Here is a 26458-nt window from a genome sequence, read left to right as displayed (position 1 = left end):
TTTGCAAACCTTCTTAATTAGTAGATCGAACAGTTTTCCAGACTTACTGTTGGGGAGTGTTGTGCTTACTGTGGCGAACTCTAATATTATGTCCGGGTAATTAGTTATGATTTCCACAATCATTGCACCCCTCCCCGCCTGCGCAGGTTGAATTCACGTTGATCCTGAGAGCATTCAAAGATGCAACTGTGTTCAGCATCAATAAATTCAGCGATCGCTCGCAGTGTAAAATTAATTGCTGTTGCTAAATCTTGGTCAATAAATTGCCGAGAAATGCTGCTGATTAAACTTTCGGACCGGATTAACTTCGGCGACTTTTTCAGTCTCTATCTCAGTAATAAATAGTCCATCATTAATCGCTTCAAAAATACTGCGGTATTGTAATTCGCTCGTAGTGCTGCTTCTGCCCTTTGACGCTGGGTGATGTCGCGGAAGCTCCACACTCTACCAATTATTTGTTCGCCGATGAGCTTTAATCATATCTAAACTGCTCATTGTCCCATCAGAGCGAGGAATAGCTTCTTCTACCCGATGCACACATCCCAATTGCCAAGCTTGTTCATCTGTTTTGTCGCAGTTGAGCAAGGCATCGTAATAAAAATTACTAAATTCTGCTAGTTCTGAGTCTGTTTTGCCTTGATAATCAACGCCTTGTAGCTCTAAAAATTCCAGGTTAGCCTGGTTTGACAGCAACCATTTTCCTTTGCCGTCTTTTAAACAGATAATATCGGGTGTAGCGTTAATTAATGTCTGCAATCGCTCTTCAATCTCTTGCAAGGATTCTTGAGTGCGTTGAGTCAATGTGATATCCCGAATTACCAGTATTGCACAGCGATCGCTAATCAATCCGGTACAGCTACCGGAAATGATGACCATACTTAATATTAAAATGTAATTCCGTCCAGTTTCGGTAATCCGACATCTATTAACAACAAGTCATAGTTCGTACTTTGCGTGTATTCCCAACCCATTTGTCCGTCTTGTACGACATCAACAACATAGTGTTGCTTAGTCAGAGACTTCAACAAGACACTTGCTAAAATTTCTTCATCTTCGATTAGCAAGATTCTCATACACCCGTCCAAAATATAACTTGCTACTTTACCCAAAAAAATAGTACAGTAGGTGACTATTTTTCTACAAGAAAAAAATATAAGAATTTAGCAAGTCTTCTTATTTCGGTTACATTGAATTCACCTTATACCTAACTATTAACTTCTCACTCTAAAAAATGGTTCCTTCCAAACGAGTTTATTTATTGTTGGTTTTGGGTATAGCAATCGCCCCGATCTTATGCTTATTTCTCAGCATTAGAGCAACCATCGCTATCGCTGTGCTATTTAATGCCATCATTCTCGGACTGATGGTTGCAGATGGTTTGCGGGTGCGGCGTTCTCACGTGCAAATTACCCGCGAATTACCGTCACGATTATCCATTGGGCGAGATAATCCCGTAGTGCTAAAGGTGACATCACAAAATACCGACGCCCAAATTGAAATCCGCGACTATTACCCAACAGGATTTGGCGTGTCTGCACCTGCACTGGGCGCCATTGTTCCCAGTAACAGCACTGAGGAATTAACGTACACCGTCCACCCGACACAGCGGGGAGAGTTTCCTTGGGGGAATATTCAAGTCCGACAGCTGGGGCTTTGGGGATTAGCTTGGGATGATTGGCAAATTCCCCAAAGTCTGCCAGTGAAAGTTTATCCTGATTTAGTGGGATTGCGATCGCTGACAATTCGTCTGACACTGCAATCATCAGGATTGATGCGCCAATCTCGCAAAACTGGTATTGGAACAGAGTTTGCCGAATTACGAAACTATCGCACGGGTGATGATTTGCGGTTTATTGATTGGAAAGCTACTGCCCGTCGGGTTGGGGCTTATGGTAATGCCATGCCACTGGTCAGGGTTCTAGAACCAGAACAGGAACAAACGTTACTAATTTTACTCGATCGCGGACGGTTGATGACGGCAAAAGTGCAGAATTTGCAGCGATTTGACTGGGGATTGAATGCAACTTTATCTTTAGCTTTAGCCGGTTTACATCGAGGCGATCGCGTCGGTGTTGGTGTCTTTGACCGCCAGATGCATACGTGGATACCCCCAGAACGCGGTCAACATCATTTAAATCAGCTAATCGATCGCTTAACTCCAATTCAACCAGTATTATTTGAATCTGATTATTTGGGAGCAGTGACAAATGTTTTGCAGCGACAAACTCGGAGGGCGCTTGTAGTAGTGATTACCGATTTAGTTGATGTCACTGCCTCTACAGAACTCCTAGCCGCACTCTCCAAGTTAGCACCCCGTTACCTTCCATTTTGCGTTACTTTGCGAGATCCGCAAGTCGATCGTCTAGCACACACCTTTACAGATGATGTTGCAGGTGCTTATACCCGTGCAGTAGCACTAGATTTATTAATGCAACGACAAGTAGCTTATGCCCAACTGAAACAAAAAGGTGTATTGGTACTAGATGCGCCAGCAAATCAAATCGCCGATCAGTTGGTTGAGCGATATCTGCAACTCAAAGCGCGAAATCAACTTTAGTAACTACCCACATAACGCAATGTGCGACTTATTCTTAAAACCCCACTTCCATTCGTCTCCCCGAAAGGTCGAGAGGCTTTGATTCTTGCTCCCCAACGCTAGTAGGGAAGGGGTTGGGGGTTAGATATGAAAGAAAGTCGCACACGGCGTCATAGCCAAAGTCACATTATTCACGAACCCACTACTCATCTTTGTTGTATTTAGAAGTTTCTTGGATTAAATCTTTCAAACCCCGGTTTAGAATTTCAATTGAACGAACTAATGCTTCGATTTTGGCTCTTAGAAAAATTTGTTCTACAGCGTCTAAGTATGCTTTGCTACCAGCTTTACCTAAATGTTTATAACGAGAACTCTTACCATCAGTCTTTGTGGGAAATATTGCTACATTAGACTGTAGCTTGTAATACCAATATGCTGACTTCCTCCCTTTAGCGAGATAGCGAACAATCCAACAGGAAGATGCAGCTACTACCCCCGAAGCACTTATTGCTTGGATTTCTTTCTCAAGATGCTCTTTAGCTTGAACTACGCAATTTATGCGTGCATATAAATCTTCTTGGTGTGACAATTTTGAGTTATTAGGCATAAAACAAAAATATATGGTTCGCGAATAACTTATACGAACCATTTTTGGCTCTACAAAGCTCTTAAACAATTAAAATTAAACCATTAATTTTAAAATGTAATAAACAGTACAACAAAATGTAATAAACAGTATAACAACTAAGTTTGGCACAAGATTTCCAACTCTAACTAGCCTCTCCACAAAACTTGTATCCAAATTGCAATATTTTTCTATGTTCTAAGTATCTTTCTAGTCGCACTATTGCGCGTATTGTCCAATCACTCATTAAGTCCACATCCTTTTTTCGCTTTAAATGTGTACTAGTAAGCAGCATTTTTATCTGTAATTTATTTAACATACATTATGTATGAATTTGTAGTTAATTTCGGTACAAATAAGTCATTCTTAATAGTTGCGTCGATACAAATAAGTCATTCTTAATAGTTACAGGGCAATCAGAGTCAAAAAAATAGCATTAAAGACACCTCCACCAAGCGTTCGCTTTCTGCTTTGCAGCCTGATTTCAAGACTTTGTAATACTCTTATATCTGCCAGCAATAAGTATATCAACGGAGAATAGAGGCAGTATTTTGGTGTATGATAACAGACTTGCTTTTTAATACCTGAAATCAAAAAATCATTTGATCTGTTTACGGTTCGCGAATATCATTCGCGAACCACTACTGTTCTCAACATCCTGTAAAAAGTCACTCAAAATTATCCCCAGAAATAATAAGGCTTCCATAGCAACTTCTCAGCGATTTATCTCTAATCATATTGATAAACTTCTTGACCTTGTGGAATAAAATAGCGCTGGAGCTAGGGCTAGAGAGAATCTAAAAGTACCTAAAGTCAGTCACAGCAAAACACTTTTCAAACAGCCTCTAGATCCGAGATAAGGTAAGTAGCTGTATATATGAGGTTTTCTATGATCGTAAGCAAAAAAACTTATGTAAAACTACTATTCATTAATTTCTAATAGTGCTATTGTCTTTTGTGGCGCGAAAAAGCAATCGATAGATTGTACTCAAACAATAATCCTAAATAGGAAGTTAATCAAAGGTAAACAGGAAGTTAACAAGGGAGAAGTATGCTTAAAATTCGTGATTTAGACTGCCAGCAGAGTTACTTAGAATCTCTAAATGATGAGAAAGCCGAAAACTTAATTGGAGGCGCTGGTACTACGATTTTAGTATTGACAAGTGGAACAGTGGCTGTTTACGACGACACAGGAGCTAAGATAGACGCTAGTACTATTAGTTCTGCTTCAATAACAGCAGACGCTTTCGGTAATAAATCAGTAGCGGCTGGAACTTTAATTCAAGCAACAGTAAGACCAGTCAAGCCAAGATAACACGAACACGACGTTAGCCTTGTTAGGCTCAAATACCTTTTTTCAATTTTCGTAATAGAATTTAACGCAAGTACTTTGACCATTAGAGTATGTTTGCAAATTCAAACATACTCTAAACTAGACTTTATCCAAAATTAAAAACTCGGTTTGCTTTATCCGGCAAAACCCTAGCTTTTTGGCAAATACTTTTTCAACTTCACAGATTATTGATGAAGTTAAAAAAGTAAAATTACTTTTGCACGAAGGTTTAAGAGGTTGTTTGAAAAGTGATTGGGTGTGATTTTAATTGCGTTGTTAGCCTCCTTAGTCCCCCCTTATCCTTAACCCTCCCCAATACATACGGGGAGAGTTAGGGAGGGTTAAAAAATATTTGATACATCAATCATGACTTTTCAAACATCCTCTCAGGGGTAGCGTTCGCTTTCCTAAAAAAAGTGGATAAGGTCAGGCTAATTTTTTAGTCGAATAAAACAACAATTCGCTTGTTTACCACTTTGGCTTCAAGTGCTTTTGCTTTAAGCATTTTTAGATAAAGAATGGTATGAAAAGTGCTGTTGTTCCAGATAATTCATCTAAAAGTGGATTATCAAACCAGTTCTAATTTGCATATTAATTATTCTGATAATTAAAAACTAAGACAACAATTTGGGTGGCGTTTTGCTCCACCTAAATTGTTGTTTTTTAGTAAATATATCAAAGATAAATTTACAAAACTTAAGCAAAAAAAGTGTTGCAAAATTCTCTGAATTGTTTATAGTTATTTTGTTGAACAAACGCAGTTCAAATTTCAATTAATCTCTTTTGGATAGATAGAATCTATGGCTACGATAAAAATATCTGAATTGCAGCCGACAAGCCAATTTGAGAAAGTGTCTGATGCCGATTTACGGTTAGTTAATGGAGGAGGTAGTGATTTCCAATTTACTACAGTTGGATCTTCTATTAGCACAGGTGTAACTATTGGGCCCGGAAGGATTCAAAACGGTACTACATCAATTGCTAGCTTAAATGCAGGGACTGGATCGCCAACTGTCAGTGCTTCTCTTATTGCTAGTGGTTTCTCACAGTCTTTCCCTACTTAAAAATCATTAGGGACAATTTTAGAAGGATAGTAAATAAGATACGTCAACGTACTACCAAGAAAACTCAAAGAGGAAATTATGGCTAATATCAAAATCGCTGAATTACAATCTAGCTTACTTGAAGAAGTATCAGCTATAGATTTGGAAGCTGTTCATGGGGGTGCACCTGGTATTCAAGCTGTTGGATCAAGCTCAGGAGTAGGCGTAGGTTTTTCTAATGGTGGATCAACCGCTGTCCAGACAGTGAGTCAGAGTTTACTTAGTGGTACACTAGGAAATTTCACTGTGCAGTTTGGAACACAAAGCCAGGGTTTTACTTTCCCCACTTAGACAACTTAAAGCTTTAGGCATTACCTAAAGCTGCATATTTAGGGCTGGAGTTAAAGTTTGACTCTAGCCCTTCATTTTTTAACGTCGTGCTTGTAATGTCGCTAATGGCGCGATACAAATGTATGTTCATTTCAGTCAAGGCTTTGAAATTTTATTTAGATGTGTTTGCTTTAGAGCTTATTTGAAAAGTAGTTAGCTGTGATTTCAGGCACTTATTGATCCCCCCCAACCCCCTTTAAAAAGGGGGGAGCTGGAATTAAAGTCCCCCTTTTCAAGGGGGATTTAGGGGGATCTAGAACGTTTTGTTACCGAGAAGAGAATTTTTCAAACAACCTCTTAGCCTGACTCATATCTTGTAAAATTTCACCCTCACCTAAAAAACTCAAAATTTAAGGTTAAATCAATGGTATTTAATCTATTTTTTGATGCCAATTTAAACATTTGAATAAATTTCTTACAGAGTTATTTAAAAATTAAAAATTAAAACTAATTATTTCTTTACAATATTTTAAATAGAGTGATGATAAAGTATAAAAAATTGCTTTTTAATCAAGCAATCATTACCTCATACCTAATTTCTTAAAAGCTTCAGTTAATTAGCTGAACCTAATAAGAATATATAGAAGTTAACTTTGTACTCTAAGAGGTTGTTTGAAAAGTGGTTGGCTATGATTTGAATCACCCCCCTTAATCCCCCCGATGTATTGGGGGGAAACCGAAAAATCCAGTTCCCTCCCCAATACATACGGGAAGGATTAGGGTGGGGTAAAAGATATTTGATACATCAATCATGACTTTTCAAACATCCTCTAAGCTTTCGTTATCTAAAAATACTAGGAATTAAATTATGGGTGCTATCTTATATCCACTCTATACGGTAGCTAATTTGGTCTTAGCTACATGGAGCATAAGTTTATGGCAACACTCACACAATGCCAACATATTGTTGCTGCTGTTAGTGGTAGCTGGAATGACCTATGACAATCTCATTGTTTCGCTGGGTCGTTTGATTAATGAAGGTAGTTTCTTAAAACTACTTAATCGTCTGCGCTTCTTATTACATGATTTATTGATTCCATTGTTAGTGGTAGTGGCTGTGAAACTAGCCAGTGCTGCTGGTGTATTCTGGGCAAGTAAACCGATTTTGTTCTCTGGTTGCTGGACGATTACATTTGGTTTGATTGGATTGGGATTGGTGACTAATCTTAAACACTTGGAACTAGCACCAATAAACGTCGCTGGCAGTCTGCGATATAAACCGAAAAACAGTAAACCGCCAATTTCGACAATTTTCATCGCTTTATTAGTTGGTGTGGCAGGATTCTACATTTGGCGTGAAATCCAATGGCCTTGGATGTTTGTGGGAACAGTGGTAATGTTGTTTGGTAATGCTTTACCTACAAAGATTTTTGGCTCTTTAGTGGGTTCGGCAGTTGATTTTGTGTTTATCTTAGCTCTATTGACAACACATATTGTATTGTCTTAGTTAGGGATAATTTCGCGCCTATCTATATCTATTTATATATATAGAGTACAAACTTTCGTTTAAGGCTTGCTGCAAGATGGGAATCCAATCCATAAATTAGTAATCAAGGGTAATAGCATGGCTCAGACTGTCTCTAAATACACAGAAAGTCTTCCTGCTCCAGTAGAACCAACAAAGCAGCACCGCACCAAAGCGGTTCCTTTGATGTTGGCAATGGTGACGATCGCAGGTATTGGTTATCTATTTTGGAGCTTACAGCCGCAACCGAGAGCAGACATACTCAAGTTAAGTGGACGCATTGAAGGTTATGAAACTGAAATTGGCGTCAAGCATTCGGGACGAATTGAGTCGATTGCAGTACGCGAAGGGGCAGCGGTTAAAAAGGGTCAGAAGTTAATTAAATTAGATAACAGCAACGACCAACTGCTGCAAGGACAGCTGCAATCTGCAAACGCACAGGTTACGTCTGCTCTATCTGACGAACAACAGGCTCGTTCAGATGTAGAGCGGGTACAGGGTGAGATAGAAGAAGTCAACAGCCAAATCCTGGAAGCACAACTTAACTTACAGCAGTCGCGAGGTGATACAGTCGGTCAAGTTAATCAAGCACGAGCTAACACCGCAGCAGCTAAGGCGCAAGTGGTACAAGCCCAGGCAGTACTCAAACAGGCAGCAGCAGAAGTCAAGCTAGCTAAGATAAATCGCGATCGCTATGTTAAATTGCTGAATGATGGAGCAGTTACCCAACAGCAATCTGACCAAACACAAACTACATTCGACACTGCGATCGCAACTTTACAGGCACGAGAGGCAGCAGTCAATGCAGCTTCTGAGCAGTTAAGTGCTACCCAAGCGGCGCTCACCCAAGCCCAATCAACCGGCTTCAACCCCGGTATTAGGAACGCCCAGTTAGAAGCCCTAAAAAGAAAGCGCGCTCAAACATCTGCTCAAATGAAATCTGCTTGGGCGCAAGTGAAATCCGCTCAGGCAAAAGTCAAAGTTGCGTTGGCATCAAAACAACAACTCATTACCCAAATTCAAGATTCCAATAAAGACCTAAATGTTGTCAGTCCTCTAAACGGTGTTGTAACTGCCCGCAGTGTCGAACCAGGTGCAGTGGTGGATAGTCAAACGAACATTCTGACGGTGATCGACCCCTATACGATTTATTTGAGGGGTTTTATCCCGGAAGGGGATATTGGCAAAGTGCGCCAAGGACAGGTAGCGAAAATCTTCTTAGATTCTGCACCTAATAAACCCCTCAAAGGTAAAGTAATTGCCATCGATGCCCAAGCCTCGTTTACACCTGAGAATATCTATTTTCAGAAGGATCGGGTCAGACAAGTTGTCGGTATTCGCATAAGTGTTGCAAACCCTGCGAGTTGCTTTAATCCTAAAAAACCCTACACTGGTGCAGATTTACCCTGTGCCAAGATTGGGATGCCAGCTGATGCAGAAATTCTATTGAAGGGTGCAGAGTAATAGGCAATGGATCGCAAAGTCACAAGTGGCACTCAAATTTTACCTCAAACCCCAATTTCAACTCAAAGCATCTACATTCGAGGCTTGCACAAGCACTATGGTCGTTTAGCCGCAGTGCGGGGGATTGATTTGACAGTGCAGCAGGGTGAGATGTTTGGGCTGATTGGCCCTGATGGTGCAGGGAAAACCACAACCTTTCATATTTTAGGTGGCGTGATGGAACCCACCGCAGGAGAAGTGCAGATATTTGGTCAGCTTGCACGGGATGCTCGCTCAATAACGGGGTATTTAACGCAGCAGTTTTCTCTGTATTTGGATCTCAACATTAATGAAAATTTACGTTATGCAGCAGGTTTGCGACAAGTGCCAGATGATTTGTTTGGGATACGTCGCGATCGCTTGCTACGCTTGATGAACTTGGAGCAGTTTGCCAAGAGGCAGGCTGGACAACTCTCAGGCGGTATGAAACAAAAACTAGCGCTTTGCTGTGTTTTAATTTCACAGCCCCAAGTCTTGTTACTGGATGAACCGACCACAGGTGTTGATCCGGTTTCACGGCGAGAGTTTTGGGATGTGCTAGCGCAACTATCGGCGGAAGGTATGACTATTGTCGTTGCTACACCTTACTTAGATGAAGCTGAACGCTGCGATCGCGTAGCTTTGATGTATGAAGGTCAAATTCAAAAAATTGGTACTCCTGCTTCTTTACGCTCCAGTTTAGGCTTACATCGCTTAGAAGTTCATACGTCAAATCTGCAATTAAGCGAGCAAGTATTATTACAGACAGCACAAGCAAATATTGTAGATGTGCAAACATTTGGCGATCGCCTTGATGTTCTTGTCAAGGATATAACTTTAGGCCGTACACAGGTGCACGACCTGCTGCAACAGCAACAATTATCATCCTTTAGTATTGAGTCTAGTAGCCCTACATTAGAAAACGTCTTCGTTACCCATTTACGGCAACAGGGGTTAGCAACGCAATTTTTTCCATTTCCGAGAGCTAAGGCAACAAACCAGCAATGGAAAGCGGAGAACTACAGGTTAACCGTAACAGAAGGCGATAGAGAAATTAACCCTAGTTCCTCATCCATTGCCATATACGCCCACAACCTCAACCGCTTTTTTGGTAATTTTCAAGCAGTCAAAAGCGTCAACCTTGAGGTGCGCCACGGCGAAATCTTCGGACTCTTAGGTGCTAATGGATCTGGGAAAACCACCACAATCAAAATGTTGTGTGGATTGCTTAAAGCTAGTGGTGGTGTCATTTCTCTTGGGGGCGAAACCAGCAACCTCCGTAGTACTCAATTGCGGCGGCGTATTGGCTATATGAGCCAGAAATTCACCCTTTACGATGACCTAACGATTTTGGAAAATCTGGAGTTTTATTGCGGTGTTTATGGTGTACCTCGCAAACTGCGCCAGGAAAAAATTGATTGGGTGATTGCCATCTGTGGGTTAGAAGGACAGGAAAAGATGCTTACCGGACAGCTACCGGGTGGTTGGAAGCAGCGAGTTGCTTTTGGTGCTTCGGTAATGCACGAACCAGATATTTTATTCCTTGATGAGCCAACATCAGGGGTCGATCCGCTTGCACGCCGCCAGTTTTGGAAACTGATTAATGACTTTGCCCGCAACGGCACAGCTATTTTAGTAACCACACACTACCTTGAAGAAGCTGAACAGTGTAACCGCATGAGTTTTATGGTTGCGGGAGAAACTGTCATCTCCGGTTCTTCCAGTTCAATTAAAGCCAGTCAACCAGGAAAACTTATGGAGGTTATCGTCAACCAAAACCAAGCTGCTGCCGATTTACTCAAACAACACCTCGATCCTTGGCGTGTCTCGATCTTTGCTGATAGTTTACACATTGTCCTTGACGACCCCGATCGAGAACTTCCTCGACTACTAAAGCTGATAGAATCTGCTAAAATCACCATTTCCCGTGTCCGCCCCATTTCTTTTTCTTTAGAAGACGCTTTCATCGGTATAGTACAGCGATCGCAAAACTAGCATTTTTTATATTTTTTATATTTATGAAACGGATTTTTGCTCAGTTTACCAAAGAACTAGTACAGTTTCAGCGCGATCGCCTGACATTAGGGTTGGCATTTATACTGCCATTTATGACGTTACTCATTTTTGGGTTTGCAATCCGGTTAGAAAGTAAAAATATTCCCTTAATCGTGCAAGATTTTAACCGCACAAACATTAGCAATAGCTATATTGAGCGACTATACACCACCAATCAGTTTATGCCCACTCAATGGTCGGGAAACGACCCAGTGCGGGATGCGATCGACCGTGGCATTGCTAAGGCAGCAGTCATTATCCCTCCTCAATTCAGCCGAGATGTGCAAGCTGGTAGAAATACTATAGTGCAAGTGCTGATTGATGCTACAGATGTCAATAATGCTCGTGTCATAAAAAACAGTATTCAGAGAGTGACGAATTTTTTTATGCAGGAGCAAGGACTGATAACATTTAATAACAGCGTCACACCTCGAATTCGTTTATGGTTTAACCCCGGTAGATTAGAGTCTCTGTATATTGTACCAGGAGTCTACGCTGTGGTTTTATGGATTTTTCCGTCTTTACTGACAGCGATCTCAATGGTGAGAGAAAAGGAAAAAGGCACTATCTTACAACTTTACGCTTCTAGTATTAGTGCAACTGAACTGTTACTTGGTAAAGGACTGGCTTACCTGCTGATAGCTATCCTTCAAGCATTCATAGTCATGGGTTTAGGTTCGCTAATTTTCCAGGTTAGCTTAGTAGGCGATTCTATCACCTTGTTAATAGGAACTCTCCTTTTTCTCACAGACAGTGTTTTGTTTGGTTTGCTATTTGGGGTACGAAGCAGTAACCAAAATGCCGCTGTACAAAGTGTCTCTGTGATCGGTTTTGTTACCTCTCTATTACTATCTGGTTTTATTTATCCTATTAGCAACATTCCCTTTCCCCTGTCACTTATGCCTAACATAGTTCCCGCCCGCTATTTTATAGATATCACTCGTGATGCATTTGTCAGGGGTACTGGATGGACAGGTGTTTGGTTTGATCTAGTCGTACTGATTGTTTTTGGATTGGTGTTTTTTGATATAACCCGTCGTGCTTTAGGTAGGATGCAATTGCCTTATTAAACTGTTATTTGTAATTATTAATTCTTCATTATTCTAAGAGGTTGTTTAAAAAGTGTTTCGTTGTGACTTGAGGCACTTTTATATCCCCCCTAACCCCCCTTAAAAAGGGGGGAACCGGAATCAAAGTCCCCCTTTTTAAGGGGGATTTAGGGGGATCTAGAACGTTTTGCTACTAACAAGAAGACTTTTCAAACATCTTCTAAGGTGTTGCACCGACAAGTTACACTTTGATATTATTAAGTGTTTAACCGAAGCTGATATAATCTCTAACCTTTAGCTACTAACCAATATGTTTTTTTCACGACTATTTAATAGTTCTTTTTGGGCATTACTTCGCAAAGAAATCAACCAAATTTTGCGAGACAAGCAGTTAATTATTCTGCTGATTATACCACCAACGATGCAATTATTACTTTATGGATTTGCACTTAATCCCGATGTACATAATTTGAAATTGGGTGTTATTGATTATGCGAATGTAGGTGCTAGTCGGGAACTTGTTCAGGCAATGACCTCTAATAGCATTTTTACCATCGAATCTGTACCAACAACTGAGAAAGATTTGAGCCGTCAAGTAGAAGAAGGCAAACTCAATATAGGGGTGATTATTCCACCAGAATTCCCTAGAAAGCTGGAAACAAAAGAAGCTGAGATTCAAGTATTCATTGATGGAGTAGATGCAAACGCCGCAGGTATTGCTAGTGGCTACATGACTCAGATTATTCAAAATTATAATCGTAACCTTGGGCAAACCCAGTTGAATTTTCCGGTATCACTCCAAGTGGTGTTTTTGTATAATCCAGGACTAATAAGTAGCTGGTATTTTGTGCCGGGAGTCATGGGTTTAGTGTTAACGCTTGTTGGAACACTAGTTTCATCAGTCGCTGTTGTGCGAGAGAAAGATAGCGGAACATTGGAGCAATTACTTATGACACCAGCCGCAAACTGGGAAATTTTGCTTTCCAAAATTTTGCCTTTAGCGTTTTTGCTCATGGGAGATATTCTGCTAGCTTTGACTTTAGGACAATTGGTTTTTGGTTTACCGTTGCGTGGAAATTTTCTCCTATTTTTTGGGCTGTCAATTATCTATCTGCTGGTTGGGATCAGTATAGGTATTATGTTGGCGATGTTTTCCAGCTCGCAACAACAGGTGGTACTGATGTCATTTTTTGTCAATATGCCGATATTGCAGACTTCTGGGGTACTTGCCCCTATCGAAGCCATGCCCCCCTTGTTTCAAGTCCTATCTCTACTGAATCCTTTACGTCATTACATTGCCATTATTCGAGGAATTTTACTTAAAGGGGTTGGTTTAGATGTGTTATGGATGCATATTCTGGCATTGCTTAGTATTGCTGTTGTGTTATTAACTATTAGTCTTAGCAAGTTTCGCAATCAATTAAGTTAAAGGATGTCTGAAAATTACTGGTGCTGAAACTACACCTTTTGCTTCTAACGCAGCTGCAACCCGTAAAATTAAGGCTTCATTATATGGTGCTGCAATTAATTGCACACCTAAAGGTAAGGCATTTTGGCGCTGAATTGGTACTGATAAAACTGGTAAACCAATAAAAGATAGTGGCTGAGTAAATAGCCCTAAATGAGGACGGACAAGAATTTCTTCGCCATCTAAAATCATGGTTTGTTGACCAATTAATGGTGCAGAAATTGGTGTAGTTGGGGCAAGAATAACATCGACATTTTGAAAAACTTCCCGAACGCGATCGCGATACCATTTTCTAAACCGTTGTGCTTGCAGATACCAGCTACTAGGAATTAGTGCCCCAGCCAAAAAGCGATCGCGTGTTGCTGGATCAAAATCTTCAGGATGCGATCGCAACTTATCCAAATGCAGATTTGCACCCTCGCTAGCTGTAATCACAAAGGCTGCTGCACGGGCGCGGTCTGCTTCTGGTATGATTACGTATTCAGTAACTTCTATTGCATCAGCTACTTTTTGCACTGCTGCTAAAGCTGCCGGTTCTGCACCTTTGGTAAAATAATCAGCTGCAATGGCAATTCTAATATCAGAAATATCTTGTTTGAGTTGTGGTAAACATAATTCAGGTGGACGCTTTGTACAAATGGGATCGCGATCGTCTTCTCCCTGAAGCACATCAAACACCATCGCCATATCCTGCACCGAACGCGTAAAAGGGCCAATGTGGTCAAAACTGCTAGAAAATAAAGCTACCCCAGCACGAGATAACCTTCCATAAGTCGGCTTGAAACCAAAAACGCCACACAACGCCGCCGGAACTCGAATTGAACCATTAGTATCAGAACCCAATGTCAGCGGTACTAACCCAGCCGCAACCGCCGCCGCCGAACCACCCGATGAACCACCAGCAACTCGCTGTAAATCATGGGGGTTGTGAGTAGCACCGTAATGGGAGTTTTCTGTTACAAAACCATAAGCATACTCATCCATATTCAAAGCGCCAATCAGCACAGCACCCGCTTGTTTCAACTTCATTACTCCTGTTGCATCTTGGCTAGCTGCTGGGTTTTCTGCATTTATTTTCGATCCCGCTAGAGTCGTAAAACCAGCGATATCAAAGAGATTTTTCACTGCAAAAGGTACACCAGCAAGCACTCCAGGATTATTACCTTGGGCAATTTCCCTGTCAATCAGTGCTGCATCTGTTAAAGCTGTCTCAGCAGTTATAGTCGTAAAACAGTTGAATAGATGATTTCGCGTTGCTATTCGTGCTAACGCAGCTTTCGTAACTTCCACTGCGCTAACTTTACCTTCGCGTACAGCAGTTGATATTGTTATGGCATCGGCTGAATCAAAATTCATGCTGAAATATTAAGAGATAGCGCGTTTAGCTTTTTGAGTAATAGCAGTCAGCAATAGTTTTTGCTTTACTAAACATCAAGATAGCTATTATTGAAGCAATTATGGTTCAAAAACTGGTGCAACTTCAATTTCCTCTGGTAAAGGGAAAGAATTTACCAGATTAGCGATCGCTATAATTCTCTCAAAATTTGCCACCACACCATCACGATACTCATCTCCGATCTCTAAATCCAACAACAACCCCATCAGATCGACATACTCACCCACATCAAACTCTTCTCTTCTCATCTCTCTTCCTTTGCGGTAGCCTGCGGCAAGCCAAAGCCTCTACCTTATCTTAAATTTATAACTTCTTGCGACAACAGCGATACCCAGGTAGTGACATACAATTTTGTAGGGAATGCAACGTCTCTATATTAATTTGGTTTTCCATAGTAGATTCCTTTACCGTCGGTGCCAATGAAGACTAGCCCAAATTGCTGTCTGCTAGCTTCCATCACGTTCGGGACATTGCCGATGGGATGTAGAGGATTAGAGATATTTGTCCATGTTTGCCCTCGATCCAAAGAACGGAAAATTCCTCCTCCCATACCAATGATTTTGCCATATAAATATAGTGCTGGAATTGTACTTCCTGTTTGTGGTTTGCCAAAGGCAAATAAATAAGCTTTCTCCACACCAGCTATTTTGGCAAACTTCGTACCACCGTTTGTTGAACGATAAAGCCCATTGGAATTGAGACTGATCCAAACTTCGTTACTCACCCCCGGAACTGTTTTGAGCATAGACCAATCTTCGCTAGGAAGTGTTGAGTTGACAACACTGAAGTATGCAGCTCCATCCTTACTGCGGTAGACTTTGCCACCGTTGTAGTAGTAAAAAATATTGCCATTTACTTTGTCTGATGCCAATGGTTGACCCCAGTACCACGGCCCCTTGGGCCCGTTGGGTAAACCTGATACTCCACTCCAAGAAGCTCCACCGTTAGTTGTACGTATAGGTTGTTTCTCGCTGGCGATCGCTACAAACAAATTTGGATTACTTGCAGACATAGCTATCCGTAGTGGCATAGTGTTCTGCGGAAAGGAGGAAAAGTTTTTCCAGGTATGTCCGCCATCTGTGGAAGTTCCTCCTGTAAAAGTATTGAACCCTCGATGTCCGCCAACGCGCACCATGCGTAAGGGATCTTTTTCACTGTAGGCAATGCTGTATGTTTCTTGATACCAAGGGCCGTTAGTACCACCCAATTGAGTAGATGGGTAAGTATCTAATTTCTGGCCATGATTAAAGCCTTCTACATCAGCCACACCGCTTAATAATAGTGAGCCTTTTGGAGGTGAGATGAGTTCAAAAGCAACTGTTTCCTCATGTCCTTTTTCATAGTTAGACCAGGTAGGCTTGTTAGCATTGATATTGTCTGTCTGCCAGGTTCCGAACCAGTCTGTTAACCAAACTTTGCCAGTAATATTTGGGTCAAATTCAATCGCTGAGGCCGCAGAAGCAAAATACCAGTTTGGCCACCAAGGTACTTGAGGATTCAATGAATGGCTTTTCTGTTGCCATGTAGCGCCACCATCGGTAGATTGAAAGACTCTAGAGTAATTAGTACTTTCATGGTATTGGTCATAAGTAACTAAAACGTGATTAGAGTTATTGGGATCTACAGAAAGCCCATTAAATGAAATAGTTTTGATGTTAGTTGGCGTAATATTGCTCCAAGCTCCATTTGTATATTTGCTAACTCCTGAAGTGTGCGTTACATACAGTACTCCATTGCTATTAAGCGCCATTCGATTTGCTTTTGATGGGCTTCCGGCTATTCTGTTCCAGGTAACACCTGTATCGGTAGACTTATATATCCCGTCTCCATAGGCATTTGCATAAACCAAGCCAGAATTCTTTTTGCTAAACAAAATTCCTGTAATACCAATGGATGCATTGGGTTTTCCAGAGAAAGAACTTACTTTCTTCCATGTTTGACCAGCATTTACCGACTTCCATAGCCCATCCAAACGTGAACCAAAGAAGATGATATTAGTATTAAATGGATTAACTCCCAGCCTTTCTCCCGTCCATCGCTTAGTTTCGTTGCCACCCATTGGCAAATCTATATTCAGTTTGTTCCACGTTTGACCTTTATTGGTCGATTTGAAGATTGTTCCTAAGCCAGCCTTAGTATATTTTCCTGCTGCGATATAGACAACATTTGGATTGCTAGGGTCAAGCGCTAATCCTTCTCCGCCATAGTAGTTACTTTTATCAGACTCAAAGTGATCTATTAATGGAATCCATCTCTTCTCTAGCGAATTCCAACGATAGAAGCCACCTATATCGGTTCTAATGTAGGCTAAATTCTTCTCTAAAGGATGCAGATAAATATTGGTAACATAGCCTCCTCCTCCTATAGAGACTTGATTCCATTGATACCCAGATGTAGTACTACTGCGACTAGGTTCAACGGTTGTAAGTGCTACAGTCGTAGCTAGAGCGAGCATAGAAAAGCGGATTATTTTCCTTAAAGGAATATGGAACAAGCGAATGCTCATATAGTCTCATTTGTAAAGGTATGAAGACAGAGATAATACTTAGCAAATAAGACTAAGCAGTATAAAATTAAGTAAAAATGCGGTGTGCATTCTCCTTTTAGTTAGAAAAGGACATAATGATTGCTAATAGCTGATTGTTGATATAAATGTTTTGGCAAAATAAAAATACTTTGTCAACATTTTTGTGAAATTTATGTATAATTTGTTATAACTACTTAAGACTAAAAAAATTAAGTACAAAGGTTTTTACTGCTACTTACTAGCATAAAAAATACTAAAACCTGTTTTTTACACGTACAAGAATAAGTTTCCTTGGTTGTTGCAGCACCGACATTAATTTGGGATGAAAATGAAGTTAGACGACTTGCATAAAAATATTTAGAAGTTCGCGTAAAGGTATAAAAAAGACCCTAAAAGATGACTCCTGCCAGTTATCTATTCAGAATATTCAACATTCGTGCAAGAGGTGTATTGAATAGCCGTAAGTTGCTGAATATGAAGAAAATTCAATCTCTCGATCTCAGATTCTGCACGTTATCCTATAGAAACGCCTAACGGCAAACTGCATCTCTGCGTGAGAAGAAAAATCATTTTACTCACCAGGCAAAATCAATCACTCCCACCAGTTTTACAGTAGTTTTCATGTATTTGAACTATACCTGTCGTAGGGGCGCAAAGCCTTGCGCCCCTATCGCTATCACCGGATTTAGGTGCCTTAGAAAATCTCACATTCCTCCAACAATTTAATTAAGTATTTTTTGAAAGATGAAAAATCTCTCTAAAGTCAGAGATATATTCTGTGCTGTGGTAGAGGATTTTTCGATTCTACTTCAGTATCTTAGTAGATAAACAAATTTTTCTGCTATTTACTTAAATTGAGTCTCTTTAGCTAAAGAGATAAACAATTTTAAAATGGTAGCAGATAAATAGTCTAGAAGAACAATAAAAAACATGGATGACAAAAAGAAACTTGAGAGTAACAAAAATAATTTTAATTTAACTCGGGACAAAAAAGAGGATGAGACTAATATAAATTCATTATCTAACGAACCCAAACAGTTAACTAAAACAATTAATATAGATGGTCAACGTCCAGTTGATCCAAGTAACATTGAGATTAAGGAAACAATTGATATAGATGGTCAGCGCCCAATTGTAAAAGATAAAAATTATAGCGATCAAACAATTGATATAGATGGTCAACGCCCGATCGCTAAGAGTAATTTTGAAGAACATGATATGCTAACTGTAGATGGTAAGCGTCCAATTGACCCTAGTGATTTAGAAGTTGAGGAAATTCTTGACATAGATGGTCAACGTCCGATCGCCAAGAGTAATTTTCAAGTTCAGGATACCCTAGAGATAGATGGTAACCGCCCAATAGCTTCAAATAACACTGTTGATTCGGAAATACCAACAGATTATGTAGACTAAAATCACAACCTTTCTTGACACTGTAAAGTGGTGAAGATAAAACAAGGGTACGCAGCAATCTAAAGATGGCGTTGCTGAATTAAGGGATGATTCTTGTGGGGTGGGCATCCTGCCATTAGTGTCAAGTTAAGAAAAAAGGAGACTTGTCAAGTGGGTAAAAGTTAATGGCTAAACTCAACACAAGGGTGTTGATTTGAGCCATGAGTAAGCCACGTAAAAAACAAGGGAATCCAGATTTTCGACATCGGGTAAGTTGCCCAGCCCCAACAACTCAAGAGATAGAATCACGATTGATTGAACTAGTAACTCCAGGGATATTTGCCAATCTCAAAGATGTAAAAGACAAACAGCGGAATTTGCGTAGGCGCAGCCCGCCTTTGGCATCGCGGGTACTAACGCTACCAGTGATGGCAGCAATAGTGCTGAGTTTGGTGTATCGACAAATAAATTATTTAACAGATGTGCTGCGCTGCCTAGAAGTTGAAGGATTATTGTGGGTAGAGGCAATGTCTGTGAGTCGGCAAGCGCTATCTCAACGCCTTGAGAGCTTGCCAGCGAAGCTGTTTGTTGGACTGTTTGAGCAAGTAATAGAGCGCCTAGCAGCCAAGAAAAAACGTACAGAAGTTGACCCCCGGTGGTCATCGGTGGTTGAAGAGTTCAGTGCAGTATGGATAGCGGATGCATCAACTCTAGAAGCAGTCAAAAAACATTTAGGACAACTCCAAGAAAAAACAAACGCAGTGTTGGGTGGGAAGATGTTGATGGTGGTGGAAGCATTCAGCCATCGCCCGGTGGCAGCGTTTTTCGATGGCGATGCCAAACGTAACGAAACCAAGTGGTGGCAAGAACTACAAGTACGCTTACCAGTGGGCGGTTTACTGATAACAGATATGGGCTTCTATGGATTTGAGTGGTTTGATACCCTAACACAGCAAGGAAAATATGTTTTAACCAGACAAAAAGCCAAGGTGCGCTATCAAGTTGTGCGCGTACTTTCTAGTGGTTCTCATTACAAAGACGAAATCATTCAAATGGGTCTTCACCATACTGATCCTTGTCGCTACCCCATGCGACAAGTATCTGTACTCTGGGGAAAGACTTGGTATCATTACTTAACCAATGTCCTTGACCCACAACAACTTTCACCACAATCAGTTTGTGAGTTGTATCGCCGACGTTGGCAAATCGAAGATGCATTTTTACTCACAAAAAGATTGTTGGGTTTGTCCTATCTCTGGGTTGGTGGCAATAATGGTGTACAGATGCAAGTTTATGCTACATGGATTTTTTATGCTGTTCTCAATGATTTATGTGCTGATGTCGCTGTCGCTTTGCAACAACCAATAGAGCGAATTTCCGTGGAAATGGTTTTCCGCAGTTTATATTTTTTCCATCGCGCACTCTTGCAAAACTCACAACTTCAACTTATTCCTTGGTTAGTTGAGCATCACCGCTCTATGGGTTTGGTAAAAGCAGTGCGTCAGCGACACCGACGCAATGCCGCAACCTCGCTTGACACTTGGGCTGATGCCTTAACTTGACACCAATGGCAAGATGCCCGCCCGGAAATACAAGGGACGCTCATGTTGCCCATCCCACAAAAATAGTAAAATCATCCCGCAAATATGCAACTCCCTAAAGATGAAATGTTAGTGTTGAATCGCAGATGTTATGGCATCGCCATGATTATTTATTATTTCTGCTTGCCGTAGTGATTTTGGGTCTGACTATAACAATAAATGTAAGCAAAGTAAAAACTAACATCTGCCAAGTCACCAAATTCCAGCCACCAAGATCCCAGCATAATAGACCAATGCTAGTACCTACAGCACCACCGATAAAATAAGTAGTCATGTAAACTGTGTTGATGCGACTGTTTGATTGAGCATCAAGAGTGTATATCCTGGCGACATTGGTGACTTGAATTGCCTGTACGCCTACATCTAGTAACAATACAGCAACAGCGATCGCTAACGCTGAATTAGAAGCAATTTTAGCAATTACTAAACTTGCAATTACCAGAGATACAGAAATAGTTAAGGAACGCTGGGAATTACCTCTATCGGCTAATTTACCAAAAATTGGTGCCATTAATGCACCTGCGATCGCCACAAAGCCATACATCCCAATTATGTCAGATTTAAAGTTAAAAGGCGCTCCGCTTAAATGGAAAGTCAAGGTTGTCCAAAAGGAGCAAAAGACACCAAACATTAATCCCCCAATTAAAGATGTTTCTCTCAATAAGGAAAAACTTTTTAATTGTTGAAGCGTTGATTTTAGTAAATCAAAATAATCACCACTATATTCATTATTTACATTAGGCAAGTAAATCTTGAGCAAGACAGTAACAATTAAAATCATTACTCCTGAAAATCCATACACATAACGCCAACCAAAGGATTCAGCAATATATCCACTAAAAACCCTTGCTCCTAAAATTCCAATCAATATACCAGTAAAAATACTGCCTACAGTTTGCCCTGTAGTTACTCTATCTATACTTGCTGCTAAGGGAAGAATAACCTGAGCGGAAACTGTTGTAATTCCAATTGCTACGCTCAAGATCCAAACCTGGACGATATTTTGTGAAAACGTCATGGCTATCAACAAACAAAACAAACATAGAAGTAAGGAAAGAATTAATGTTTTTTTGTTGATTTTATCGCCCAAGGGGATTAGAAAGAAAAGCCCAAAACCGTAACCAACTTGCGAAAGCACAGATATGCTACCCGCTTCACTTTCACTAACTTGAAAAGAAGATGCAATATCTTTGAGAATTGGCTGATTATAATAAACGTTAGCAACACACACACCAGATGCGATCGCCATAATCAGTACTTGAAATTTAGTTAATCCGTTACCTGAGATTTGTTTTTCCATTCAACCTAAGTCACTATAATTTAGTTGCTTGAGGGCTTTTCTATTTAGCTTCATCTGTATTTATCAAAACAGAATTCTGACTCCTGAATTCTTCTTCAATAGTTATTAGTTTTCCTAGTGCTAAACCGCCAAGTTAGAATTATTGCAGCCATCGCTAAACCAATAGCCAATCCCCACCAAAGACCAATAGCCCCAGACCCCAACGAGATCCCAAATGTATAACCAGTGAATAAACCAACACACCAATAAGCAAAAATGCCAATCAACATCGGGATTTTAGTGTCTTTGAGTCCGCGTAATGCTCCTGCGGCAGTAACTTGCACGCCGTCAACTATTTGAAAAATTGCCGCGACTGCTAGCAATTTCACCGCGAGGGCAACCACATCTGCATTGTTCTGATTGTTGATGTCAATATAAAGAGAAATAATCGACTTTGGTACTAGCCAAAATGCAATGCCTACTATACCCATAGCTAAAGCTGCAATGGCAATGCCTACATATCCAGCTAGACGAGTGCCAACTAGGTCATTCTGTCCGGCTAACTGTCCAACACGAACTGTTGTCGCTAGAGAAATGCCTAGTGCCATCTGGAATGACATCGAAATTGTTTGTAAAGCAATTTGATGGGCAGCCAAGGCATTTGTTCCCAATTGTCCAATCAACAAAGTCACAACAGTGAACAGTCCGGCTTCGACCATAATTAGACCCCCGATGGGCAATCCAACCTGAAAAATCTCACCAACGATCCGGCGATGTTCTAAAGGAAAGGCTTCGTGAGACGAAGGTCGAAAAATACCGTAAACTGTAAAGCGAGGCTGATTAAATATATAAACTGCCAAAGCCACAAACATACTCCAAAGTGAAAGCGTGCTTGCCCAACCGATACCAGCTAAACCCAGCGCGGGGAATCCCAGTTTGCCAAACATCAGCACATAGTTAGCTATGATGTTGAACAGAGTACCCAAAACCACAGTCACTATCACTAATTGCGGTTGCAACAGAGCAGAAAGAAAGCTTTTAAGTACTGCAAAGCCCAAAGCAGGAATAAAACCCAGTGCGATCGCCTTTAAATAAATCTCTGCTAGTGCTACTGTCTTAGCATCCTGTCCTAGTAAAAGTAGTAAAGCACCTCCATTGTAAAGCAGCAATGTAATTGGTATTCCTAACAGCAGAGATATTCCTAGTCCAAGCCGGACAATTGTGCCAACTTTTTCTCTATTTCCGGCTCCGTATGCTTGGGCAGCTAAGGGACTGACAGCAGAAACGATACCAGCAAAAATCAACAGAGAAAAAGTAAAGATAACAGTTCCCAAACCTCCAGATGCAATGGTTTGACTTCCCAACCAGCCCATCATTACCGTATCGACAAAACCAGTTGCAGATTGAGCCAGTTGTGCTGCTGCCAAAGGTACGGCTAACATGAGACATTTTTTAACTTCAGAAAACATATACAGCTGATAACCCGATGTGAAGAACAAAGGGTTTTTCCAAAATCCAAACCCATGTTCAGGAGATATTGCTCCTGGGAACTTGAATCTATCTTAATGGAGTCAGAGGATTCCCGTCACAGTCGTTAGTGCAGCGTTCCGCAGGAAAGACTTAACAGGAGATGAATTGTAACCAGGTAAAACTAACACGACACCTATCTTTTGTAGGATAAAGCTAGAAAATCCCCATGCCAGCTTTGAGTGTCACAAATAATTTCAATGTTTTGGCAATCATCTTGAAGCTACGTTAAAGTAAACAGTTGCAGTTAAGAATGGATTTATATGCGCTTACCAATTGCAATTAGTGCTATTTTATTGGCATCTTTAGGTTTTAGTGCACCTGTAATATCTCAACCTCCTGCTATACAGGTAGCCAAAACGCCCGCGCCTAATAGTTTAGCTTTGGAACAATTTAAGATTAATTACCAATTATGGAGACGGCAAAAAATCTCTAACTATCGCTATGAATTCACTAGAAGTTGCTATTGTTTACCTAAAGCTACAGAACCAGTGATTATTAAAGTACGTAATCGAGTCACAAGTTCTATTACTTCTAAAGCAACTCAACAGCCAGCTGATGCAGAATTGTTTAAACAATATAATACAATTCCTAAACTATTTGATATTATCAGGGATGCGCTGATTCGTAAAGCAGCAAACTTGACTGTACAATACGATCCAATACTTGGTTATCCAACTCAAATTAACATTGATTATAATAGCCAGATCGCTGATGATGAAATATTTTTGACAATTAGCAATCTGCAAAAAACTAATTAACTATGGCTAGGGAAGCATTTTTTGCTACAGCAGTGATTAATTGATTCAGCATATTAAGTATCTTCACATTTAATATATAGCAGTTCTCGTTGACGCGACGTACCCCTACACCTTGCCGGAATGGGAACTGCTATATGTACTTTCAATTACATTTGCGTTCCTCAAGTTTGTGAATTTTGAACTATATAATTACTAAACTTAAGTATTAAATAAAATGATTACTAATAGTTTAGGAAAAGCCAAGACGTGAACCGTTTCAAAAAGCTATCCTCAATTGCGTTCCTGTTATTAGCCTTCATTTATCCACCTACTTTGGTTGAAGCTAAAGAAAACACTCTCAATCATGTTCTCAATGAGCAGAGTATTGACGCACAAACAAAATTAGTTGGAGAGCAAAGTGAAGAGTTTTTGTTAGCTCACCGACGGACTCGACGACGTTATCATAGACGGCAACGAACTGGAAGATATTATTATCAACGCCAGCGGAATCGACGACATTATTATAGACGACACTATCGCTCTATACGTTATCACGGACAAGGATATCGTCATGGAGAATGGGAACTTGTGCGCGATCGTCATGGACGATTAATGTATGATTGGCAGCGTTAATAGTAAACTTTACAGTCAATTTTTCTAAAGAATCTTTATGCGTAAATCCTAATGCAAAACCCAAAGACTTTACCCGGTTTTGAATTATCTCATATCAAGTCCGCTTGATTACTTATTAAACTCGAAGAACCCCACCCCCGTCAAAGCTACGCTTTGTCTCCCCTCCCGAAGAGCGGGGAGGGGCTGGGGGTGGGGTGTATTGACTGTGGTTAGCATAACTAATTATGCGGGCATGATATCACGAGTTGGCGGAATATCTATGGTGTTAATAAACTCATGGTCAATGTTGTTCTATCAGATGCGATAAATCACCGCCAGTAAGGTGCGTTATATCCACGCCAAATCAGCAAATGCGATCGCCAAATCAACAAATGCGATCGCCAAATCAACAAATGCGATCGCCAAATCAGCAAATGCGATCGCTAAATCAGCAAACGCGAACGCCAAATCAGCAAATGCGAACGCCAAATCAGCAAATGCGAACGCCAAATCAGCAAATGCGAACGCCAAATCAGCAAATGCGAACGCTAAATCAGCAAATGCGAACGCTAAATCAGCAAATGCGAACGCTAAATCAACAAATGCGTAGAGCCAGCACTTCTTTACGAAACGCAGCGCGCAGTGTGCCGTAGGCAAGTGGTACGACAAAGCTCTGTTACCATCGTAGGCATTGCCATGATTGCAACTTTGTAAACAATGCCAAAAATTGATCGCAAGTATACAGAGATAGCTAGAAACCAAATTTAGATATGTGCGATCGCTACATCTCAAGGCGCGATGTCTCCGACGGGCTACGCCTACGCTAAACCTGTGTAAGAGGTTGTTTGAAAAGTGGTTGGCTGTGATGTTAGGCACTAACTGATCCCCCCTAGCCCCCCTTAAAAAAGGGGGAACCGGAATCAAAGTCCCCCTTTGGGGATTTACCGGAATCAAAGTCCCCCTTTTTAAGGGGGATTTAGGGGGATCTAGAACGTTTTGTTACTCGCCAAAAAATCATGGTCTAGCATTTTTCCCTAATCAGTTAAGATCATCTATTATCAATCTTCTTTCCTTTTACCCTTCTCCTTGGAATTATGACGCAGGATGAGTTGTTGGTACTGATAGATCGCGCCGTGGCTGAGGGTTGGCAAGAGTTAGACTTGTCGGGACAGGAGTTGACTGAGTTACCTGTGGAAATTGGTAAGTTGCAGCAGCTTGAGTCTTTAATTTTGGGAAAGAAGGTTGAAGGTTATGAATACGTAGGAAACCGCTATCTCGAAAAGGTTTCAGGCAACAATTTAAAAACGTTTCCACTCGAACTATTGGATTTGCCTAATTTGCGTAAGTTGGATATTAGTGGCAATCCTTTAGAGAGCATTCCCGATGTAGTAACGCAAATATTACATTTAGAGGAACTTATCTTAATTCGAGTAGAGTTAACTGAAATACCTGATGCGATCGCTAAATTAACCAATCTGACGCAGCTTATCCTCTATAACAACCAAATAACCCAGATTCCAGAGGCGATCGCTAAATTAACCAATCTGACGCAGCTTATCCTCTATAACAACCAAATAACCCAGATTCCAGAGGCGATCGCTAAATTAACCAATCTGAGGGAGCTTATCCTCTATAACAACAAAATAACCCAGATTCCAGAGGCGATCGCTAAATTAACCAATCTGACGCAGCTTCACCTCAGTAACAACCAAATAACTCAGATTCCAGAGGCGATCGCTAAATTAACCAATCTGACGCAGCTTCACCTCGATGGCAACCAAATAACTCAGATTCCAGAGACGATCGCTAAATTAACCAATCTGACGCAGCTTCACCTCAATAGCAACCAAATAACCCAGATTCCAGAGGCGATCGCTAAATTAACCAATCTGACGCAGCTTATCCTCTATAACAACCAAATAACCCAGATTCCAGAGG

24 protein-coding genes are annotated in these 26458 nt (G+C 40.7%); 15 read left to right on the top strand and 9 right to left on the bottom strand.

Annotation, left to right across the window (positions count from 1 at the left end):
* The first annotated feature begins 180 nt into the window (after window positions 1-180).
* Window positions 181-345: a hypothetical protein gene (locus tag V7K44_RS30825; protein ID WP_334937526.1), complete on the top strand. Its 165-nt coding sequence runs from the start codon at window positions 181-183 to the stop codon at window positions 343-345.
* Between the two features lie 99 nt (window positions 346-444).
* On the opposite strand, the gene V7K44_RS30820 is transcribed toward V7K44_RS30825, so the two are convergent.
* Complete coding sequence (locus tag V7K44_RS30820; protein WP_334937524.1) at window positions 445-876, bottom strand: PAS domain-containing protein; 432 nt, start codon at window positions 874-876, stop codon at window positions 445-447.
* Between the two features lie 8 nt (window positions 877-884).
* Window positions 885-1073, bottom strand: a complete 189-nt coding sequence (locus tag V7K44_RS30815; protein WP_334937522.1) for a response regulator — start codon at window positions 1071-1073, stop codon at window positions 885-887.
* A 158-nt stretch (window positions 1074-1231) separates the two neighbouring features.
* Between V7K44_RS30815 and V7K44_RS30810 the strand changes: the two genes are divergently transcribed.
* Window positions 1232-2557 carry a DUF58 domain-containing protein gene (locus V7K44_RS30810; protein ID WP_334937520.1) on the top strand — a complete coding sequence of 442 codons (1326 nt, stop codon included), beginning with the start codon at window positions 1232-1234 and terminating at the stop codon, window positions 2555-2557.
* Window positions 2558-2738: 181 nt separating this feature from the next.
* Here the strand turns inward: V7K44_RS30810 and V7K44_RS30805 are convergent, their stop codons facing one another.
* Entirely contained in the window at window positions 2739-3143 is a 405-nt protein-coding gene (locus V7K44_RS30805; RefSeq protein ID WP_334937517.1) for a hypothetical protein, read from the bottom strand.
* Between the two features lie 1069 nt (window positions 3144-4212).
* Between V7K44_RS30805 and V7K44_RS30800 the strand changes: the two genes are divergently transcribed.
* The 8 genes from V7K44_RS30800 (at window position 4213) to V7K44_RS30765 (ending at window position 13407) form a co-directional block, all read left to right on the top strand.
* Window positions 4213-4476 (top strand): hypothetical protein, encoded by a 264-nt coding sequence (locus V7K44_RS30800; RefSeq protein ID WP_334937515.1) that lies wholly within the window; start codon window positions 4213-4215, stop codon window positions 4474-4476.
* Between the two features lie 818 nt (window positions 4477-5294).
* On the top strand, window positions 5295-5558 hold the full coding sequence (locus V7K44_RS30795; protein WP_334937513.1) for a hypothetical protein: 264 nt from the start codon (window positions 5295-5297) through the stop codon (window positions 5556-5558).
* 78 nt (window positions 5559-5636) lie between these two features.
* Window positions 5637-5888, top strand: a complete 252-nt coding sequence (locus V7K44_RS30790) for a hypothetical protein (protein ID WP_334937511.1) — start codon at window positions 5637-5639, stop codon at window positions 5886-5888.
* A gap of 847 nt (window positions 5889-6735) precedes the next feature.
* Complete coding sequence (locus V7K44_RS30785) at window positions 6736-7374, top strand: hypothetical protein (protein WP_334937509.1); 639 nt, start codon at window positions 6736-6738, stop codon at window positions 7372-7374.
* 117 nt (window positions 7375-7491) lie between these two features.
* Window positions 7492-8856: an HlyD family secretion protein gene (locus V7K44_RS30780; RefSeq protein ID WP_334937507.1), complete on the top strand. Its 1365-nt coding sequence runs from the start codon at window positions 7492-7494 to the stop codon at window positions 8854-8856.
* A gap of 6 nt (window positions 8857-8862) precedes the next feature.
* Window positions 8863-10869, top strand: coding sequence for an ATP-binding cassette domain-containing protein (locus V7K44_RS30775; RefSeq protein ID WP_334937505.1), 2007 nt, complete (start codon window positions 8863-8865; stop codon window positions 10867-10869).
* Between the two features lie 23 nt (window positions 10870-10892).
* Window positions 10893-11999: an ABC transporter permease gene (locus tag V7K44_RS30770; protein WP_334937503.1), complete on the top strand. Its 1107-nt coding sequence runs from the start codon at window positions 10893-10895 to the stop codon at window positions 11997-11999.
* A 289-nt stretch (window positions 12000-12288) separates the two neighbouring features.
* Window positions 12289-13407 carry an ABC transporter permease gene (locus V7K44_RS30765; protein WP_334937501.1) on the top strand — a complete coding sequence of 373 codons (1119 nt, stop codon included), beginning with the start codon at window positions 12289-12291 and terminating at the stop codon, window positions 13405-13407.
* On the opposite strand, the gene V7K44_RS30760 is transcribed toward V7K44_RS30765, so the two are convergent.
* The 3 genes from V7K44_RS30760 to V7K44_RS30750 all read right to left on the bottom strand — a co-directional run bounded on the left by V7K44_RS30760 (window position 13399) and on the right by V7K44_RS30750 (window position 17348).
* Window positions 13399-14802, bottom strand: coding sequence for an AtzE family amidohydrolase (locus tag V7K44_RS30760; RefSeq protein WP_334937499.1), 1404 nt, complete (start codon window positions 14800-14802; stop codon window positions 13399-13401). The two genes, V7K44_RS30765 and V7K44_RS30760, sit on opposite strands and share 9 nt — an antisense overlap.
* A 99-nt stretch (window positions 14803-14901) precedes the next feature.
* Window positions 14902-15090 carry a DUF4089 domain-containing protein gene (locus V7K44_RS30755; RefSeq protein WP_334937497.1) on the bottom strand — a complete coding sequence of 63 codons (189 nt, stop codon included), beginning with the start codon at window positions 15088-15090 and terminating at the stop codon, window positions 14902-14904.
* Between the two features lie 128 nt (window positions 15091-15218).
* The gene (locus tag V7K44_RS30750; RefSeq protein ID WP_334937495.1) at window positions 15219-17348 is read right to left on the bottom strand and encodes a hypothetical protein; all 2130 of its coding nucleotides are present in this window, start codon (window positions 17346-17348) and stop codon (window positions 15219-15221) included.
* 951 nt (window positions 17349-18299) lie between these two features.
* Between V7K44_RS30750 and V7K44_RS30745 the strand changes: the two genes are divergently transcribed.
* Both V7K44_RS30745 and V7K44_RS30740 read left to right on the top strand, forming a co-directional pair.
* Window positions 18300-18782: a hypothetical protein gene (locus tag V7K44_RS30745; protein ID WP_334937493.1), complete on the top strand. Its 483-nt coding sequence runs from the start codon at window positions 18300-18302 to the stop codon at window positions 18780-18782.
* A gap of 200 nt (window positions 18783-18982) precedes the next feature.
* On the top strand, window positions 18983-20323 hold the full coding sequence (locus tag V7K44_RS30740; RefSeq protein ID WP_334937491.1) for an IS4 family transposase: 1341 nt from the start codon (window positions 18983-18985) through the stop codon (window positions 20321-20323).
* 145 nt (window positions 20324-20468) lie between these two features.
* On the opposite strand, the gene V7K44_RS30735 is transcribed toward V7K44_RS30740, so the two are convergent.
* Both V7K44_RS30735 and V7K44_RS30730 read right to left on the bottom strand, forming a co-directional pair.
* Entirely contained in the window at window positions 20469-21662 is a 1194-nt protein-coding gene (locus V7K44_RS30735; RefSeq protein WP_334937489.1) for an MFS transporter, read from the bottom strand.
* A 95-nt stretch (window positions 21663-21757) separates the two neighbouring features.
* Complete coding sequence (locus tag V7K44_RS30730) at window positions 21758-23110, bottom strand: MATE family efflux transporter (RefSeq protein WP_334937487.1); 1353 nt, start codon at window positions 23108-23110, stop codon at window positions 21758-21760.
* Between the two features lie 321 nt (window positions 23111-23431).
* On the opposite strand from V7K44_RS30730, the gene V7K44_RS30725 reads away from it, so the two are divergent.
* Window positions 23432-23929 (top strand): DUF6174 domain-containing protein, encoded by a 498-nt coding sequence (locus V7K44_RS30725; protein WP_334937485.1) that lies wholly within the window; start codon window positions 23432-23434, stop codon window positions 23927-23929.
* A gap of 246 nt (window positions 23930-24175) precedes the next feature.
* Window positions 24176-24541 carry a hypothetical protein gene (locus V7K44_RS30720; RefSeq protein ID WP_334937483.1) on the top strand — a complete coding sequence of 122 codons (366 nt, stop codon included), beginning with the start codon at window positions 24176-24178 and terminating at the stop codon, window positions 24539-24541.
* Between the two features lie 327 nt (window positions 24542-24868).
* On the opposite strand, the gene V7K44_RS30715 is transcribed toward V7K44_RS30720, so the two are convergent.
* Window positions 24869-25396: a hypothetical protein gene (locus V7K44_RS30715; RefSeq protein ID WP_334937481.1), complete on the bottom strand. Its 528-nt coding sequence runs from the start codon at window positions 25394-25396 to the stop codon at window positions 24869-24871.
* Between the two features lie 218 nt (window positions 25397-25614).
* On the opposite strand from V7K44_RS30715, the gene V7K44_RS30710 reads away from it, so the two are divergent.
* A partial coding sequence (locus V7K44_RS30710; RefSeq protein ID WP_334937479.1) for a leucine-rich repeat domain-containing protein occupies window positions 25615-26458 on the top strand: 844 nt, incomplete at its 3' end.

The sequence above is a fragment of the Nostoc sp. genome (assembly GCF_036917235.1).
In the GTDB taxonomy this organism is placed as follows: Bacteria; Cyanobacteriota; Cyanobacteriia; order Cyanobacteriales; family Nostocaceae; genus Nostoc.
The sequence above is the reverse complement of the archived record's forward strand: the minus strand, read 5'-3'. Positions and strand labels throughout refer to the sequence as shown.

Coding starts and splice junctions, on each gene's coding strand:
- V7K44_RS30775 (WP_334937505.1), top strand. CDS start 8,863: ATGGATCGCAAAGTCACAAGTGGCACTCAAATTTTACCTCAAACCCCA.
- V7K44_RS30770 (WP_334937503.1), top strand. CDS start 10,893: ATGAAACGGATTTTTGCTCAGTTTACCAAAGAACTAGTACAGTTTCAG.
- V7K44_RS30800 (WP_334937515.1), top strand. CDS start 4,213: ATGCTTAAAATTCGTGATTTAGACTGCCAGCAGAGTTACTTAGAATCT.
- V7K44_RS30810 (WP_334937520.1), top strand. CDS start 1,232: ATGGTTCCTTCCAAACGAGTTTATTTATTGTTGGTTTTGGGTATAGCA.
- V7K44_RS30765 (WP_334937501.1), top strand. CDS start 12,289: ATGTTTTTTTCACGACTATTTAATAGTTCTTTTTGGGCATTACTTCGC.
- V7K44_RS30735 (WP_334937489.1), bottom strand. CDS start 21,662: ATGGAAAAACAAATCTCAGGTAACGGATTAACTAAATTTCAAGTACTG.
- V7K44_RS30755 (WP_334937497.1), bottom strand. CDS start 15,090: ATGAGAAGAGAAGAGTTTGATGTGGGTGAGTATGTCGATCTGATGGGG.
- V7K44_RS30795 (WP_334937513.1), top strand. CDS start 5,295: ATGGCTACGATAAAAATATCTGAATTGCAGCCGACAAGCCAATTTGAG.
- V7K44_RS30750 (WP_334937495.1), bottom strand. CDS start 17,348: ATGAGCATTCGCTTGTTCCATATTCCTTTAAGGAAAATAATCCGCTTT.
- V7K44_RS30790 (WP_334937511.1), top strand. CDS start 5,637: ATGGCTAATATCAAAATCGCTGAATTACAATCTAGCTTACTTGAAGAA.
- V7K44_RS30780 (WP_334937507.1), top strand. CDS start 7,492: ATGGCTCAGACTGTCTCTAAATACACAGAAAGTCTTCCTGCTCCAGTA.
- V7K44_RS30815 (WP_334937522.1), bottom strand. CDS start 1,073: ATGAGAATCTTGCTAATCGAAGATGAAGAAATTTTAGCAAGTGTCTTG.
- V7K44_RS30745 (WP_334937493.1), top strand. CDS start 18,300: ATGGATGACAAAAAGAAACTTGAGAGTAACAAAAATAATTTTAATTTA.
- V7K44_RS30785 (WP_334937509.1), top strand. CDS start 6,736: ATGGGTGCTATCTTATATCCACTCTATACGGTAGCTAATTTGGTCTTA.
- V7K44_RS30725 (WP_334937485.1), top strand. CDS start 23,432: ATGCGCTTACCAATTGCAATTAGTGCTATTTTATTGGCATCTTTAGGT.
- V7K44_RS30730 (WP_334937487.1), bottom strand. CDS start 23,110: ATGTTTTCTGAAGTTAAAAAATGTCTCATGTTAGCCGTACCTTTGGCA.
- V7K44_RS30740 (WP_334937491.1), top strand. CDS start 18,983: ATGAGTAAGCCACGTAAAAAACAAGGGAATCCAGATTTTCGACATCGG.
- V7K44_RS30805 (WP_334937517.1), bottom strand. CDS start 3,143: ATGCCTAATAACTCAAAATTGTCACACCAAGAAGATTTATATGCACGC.
- V7K44_RS30825 (WP_334937526.1), top strand. CDS start 181: ATGCAACTGTGTTCAGCATCAATAAATTCAGCGATCGCTCGCAGTGTA.
- V7K44_RS30820 (WP_334937524.1), bottom strand. CDS start 876: ATGGTCATCATTTCCGGTAGCTGTACCGGATTGATTAGCGATCGCTGT.
- V7K44_RS30760 (WP_334937499.1), bottom strand. CDS start 14,802: ATGAATTTTGATTCAGCCGATGCCATAACAATATCAACTGCTGTACGC.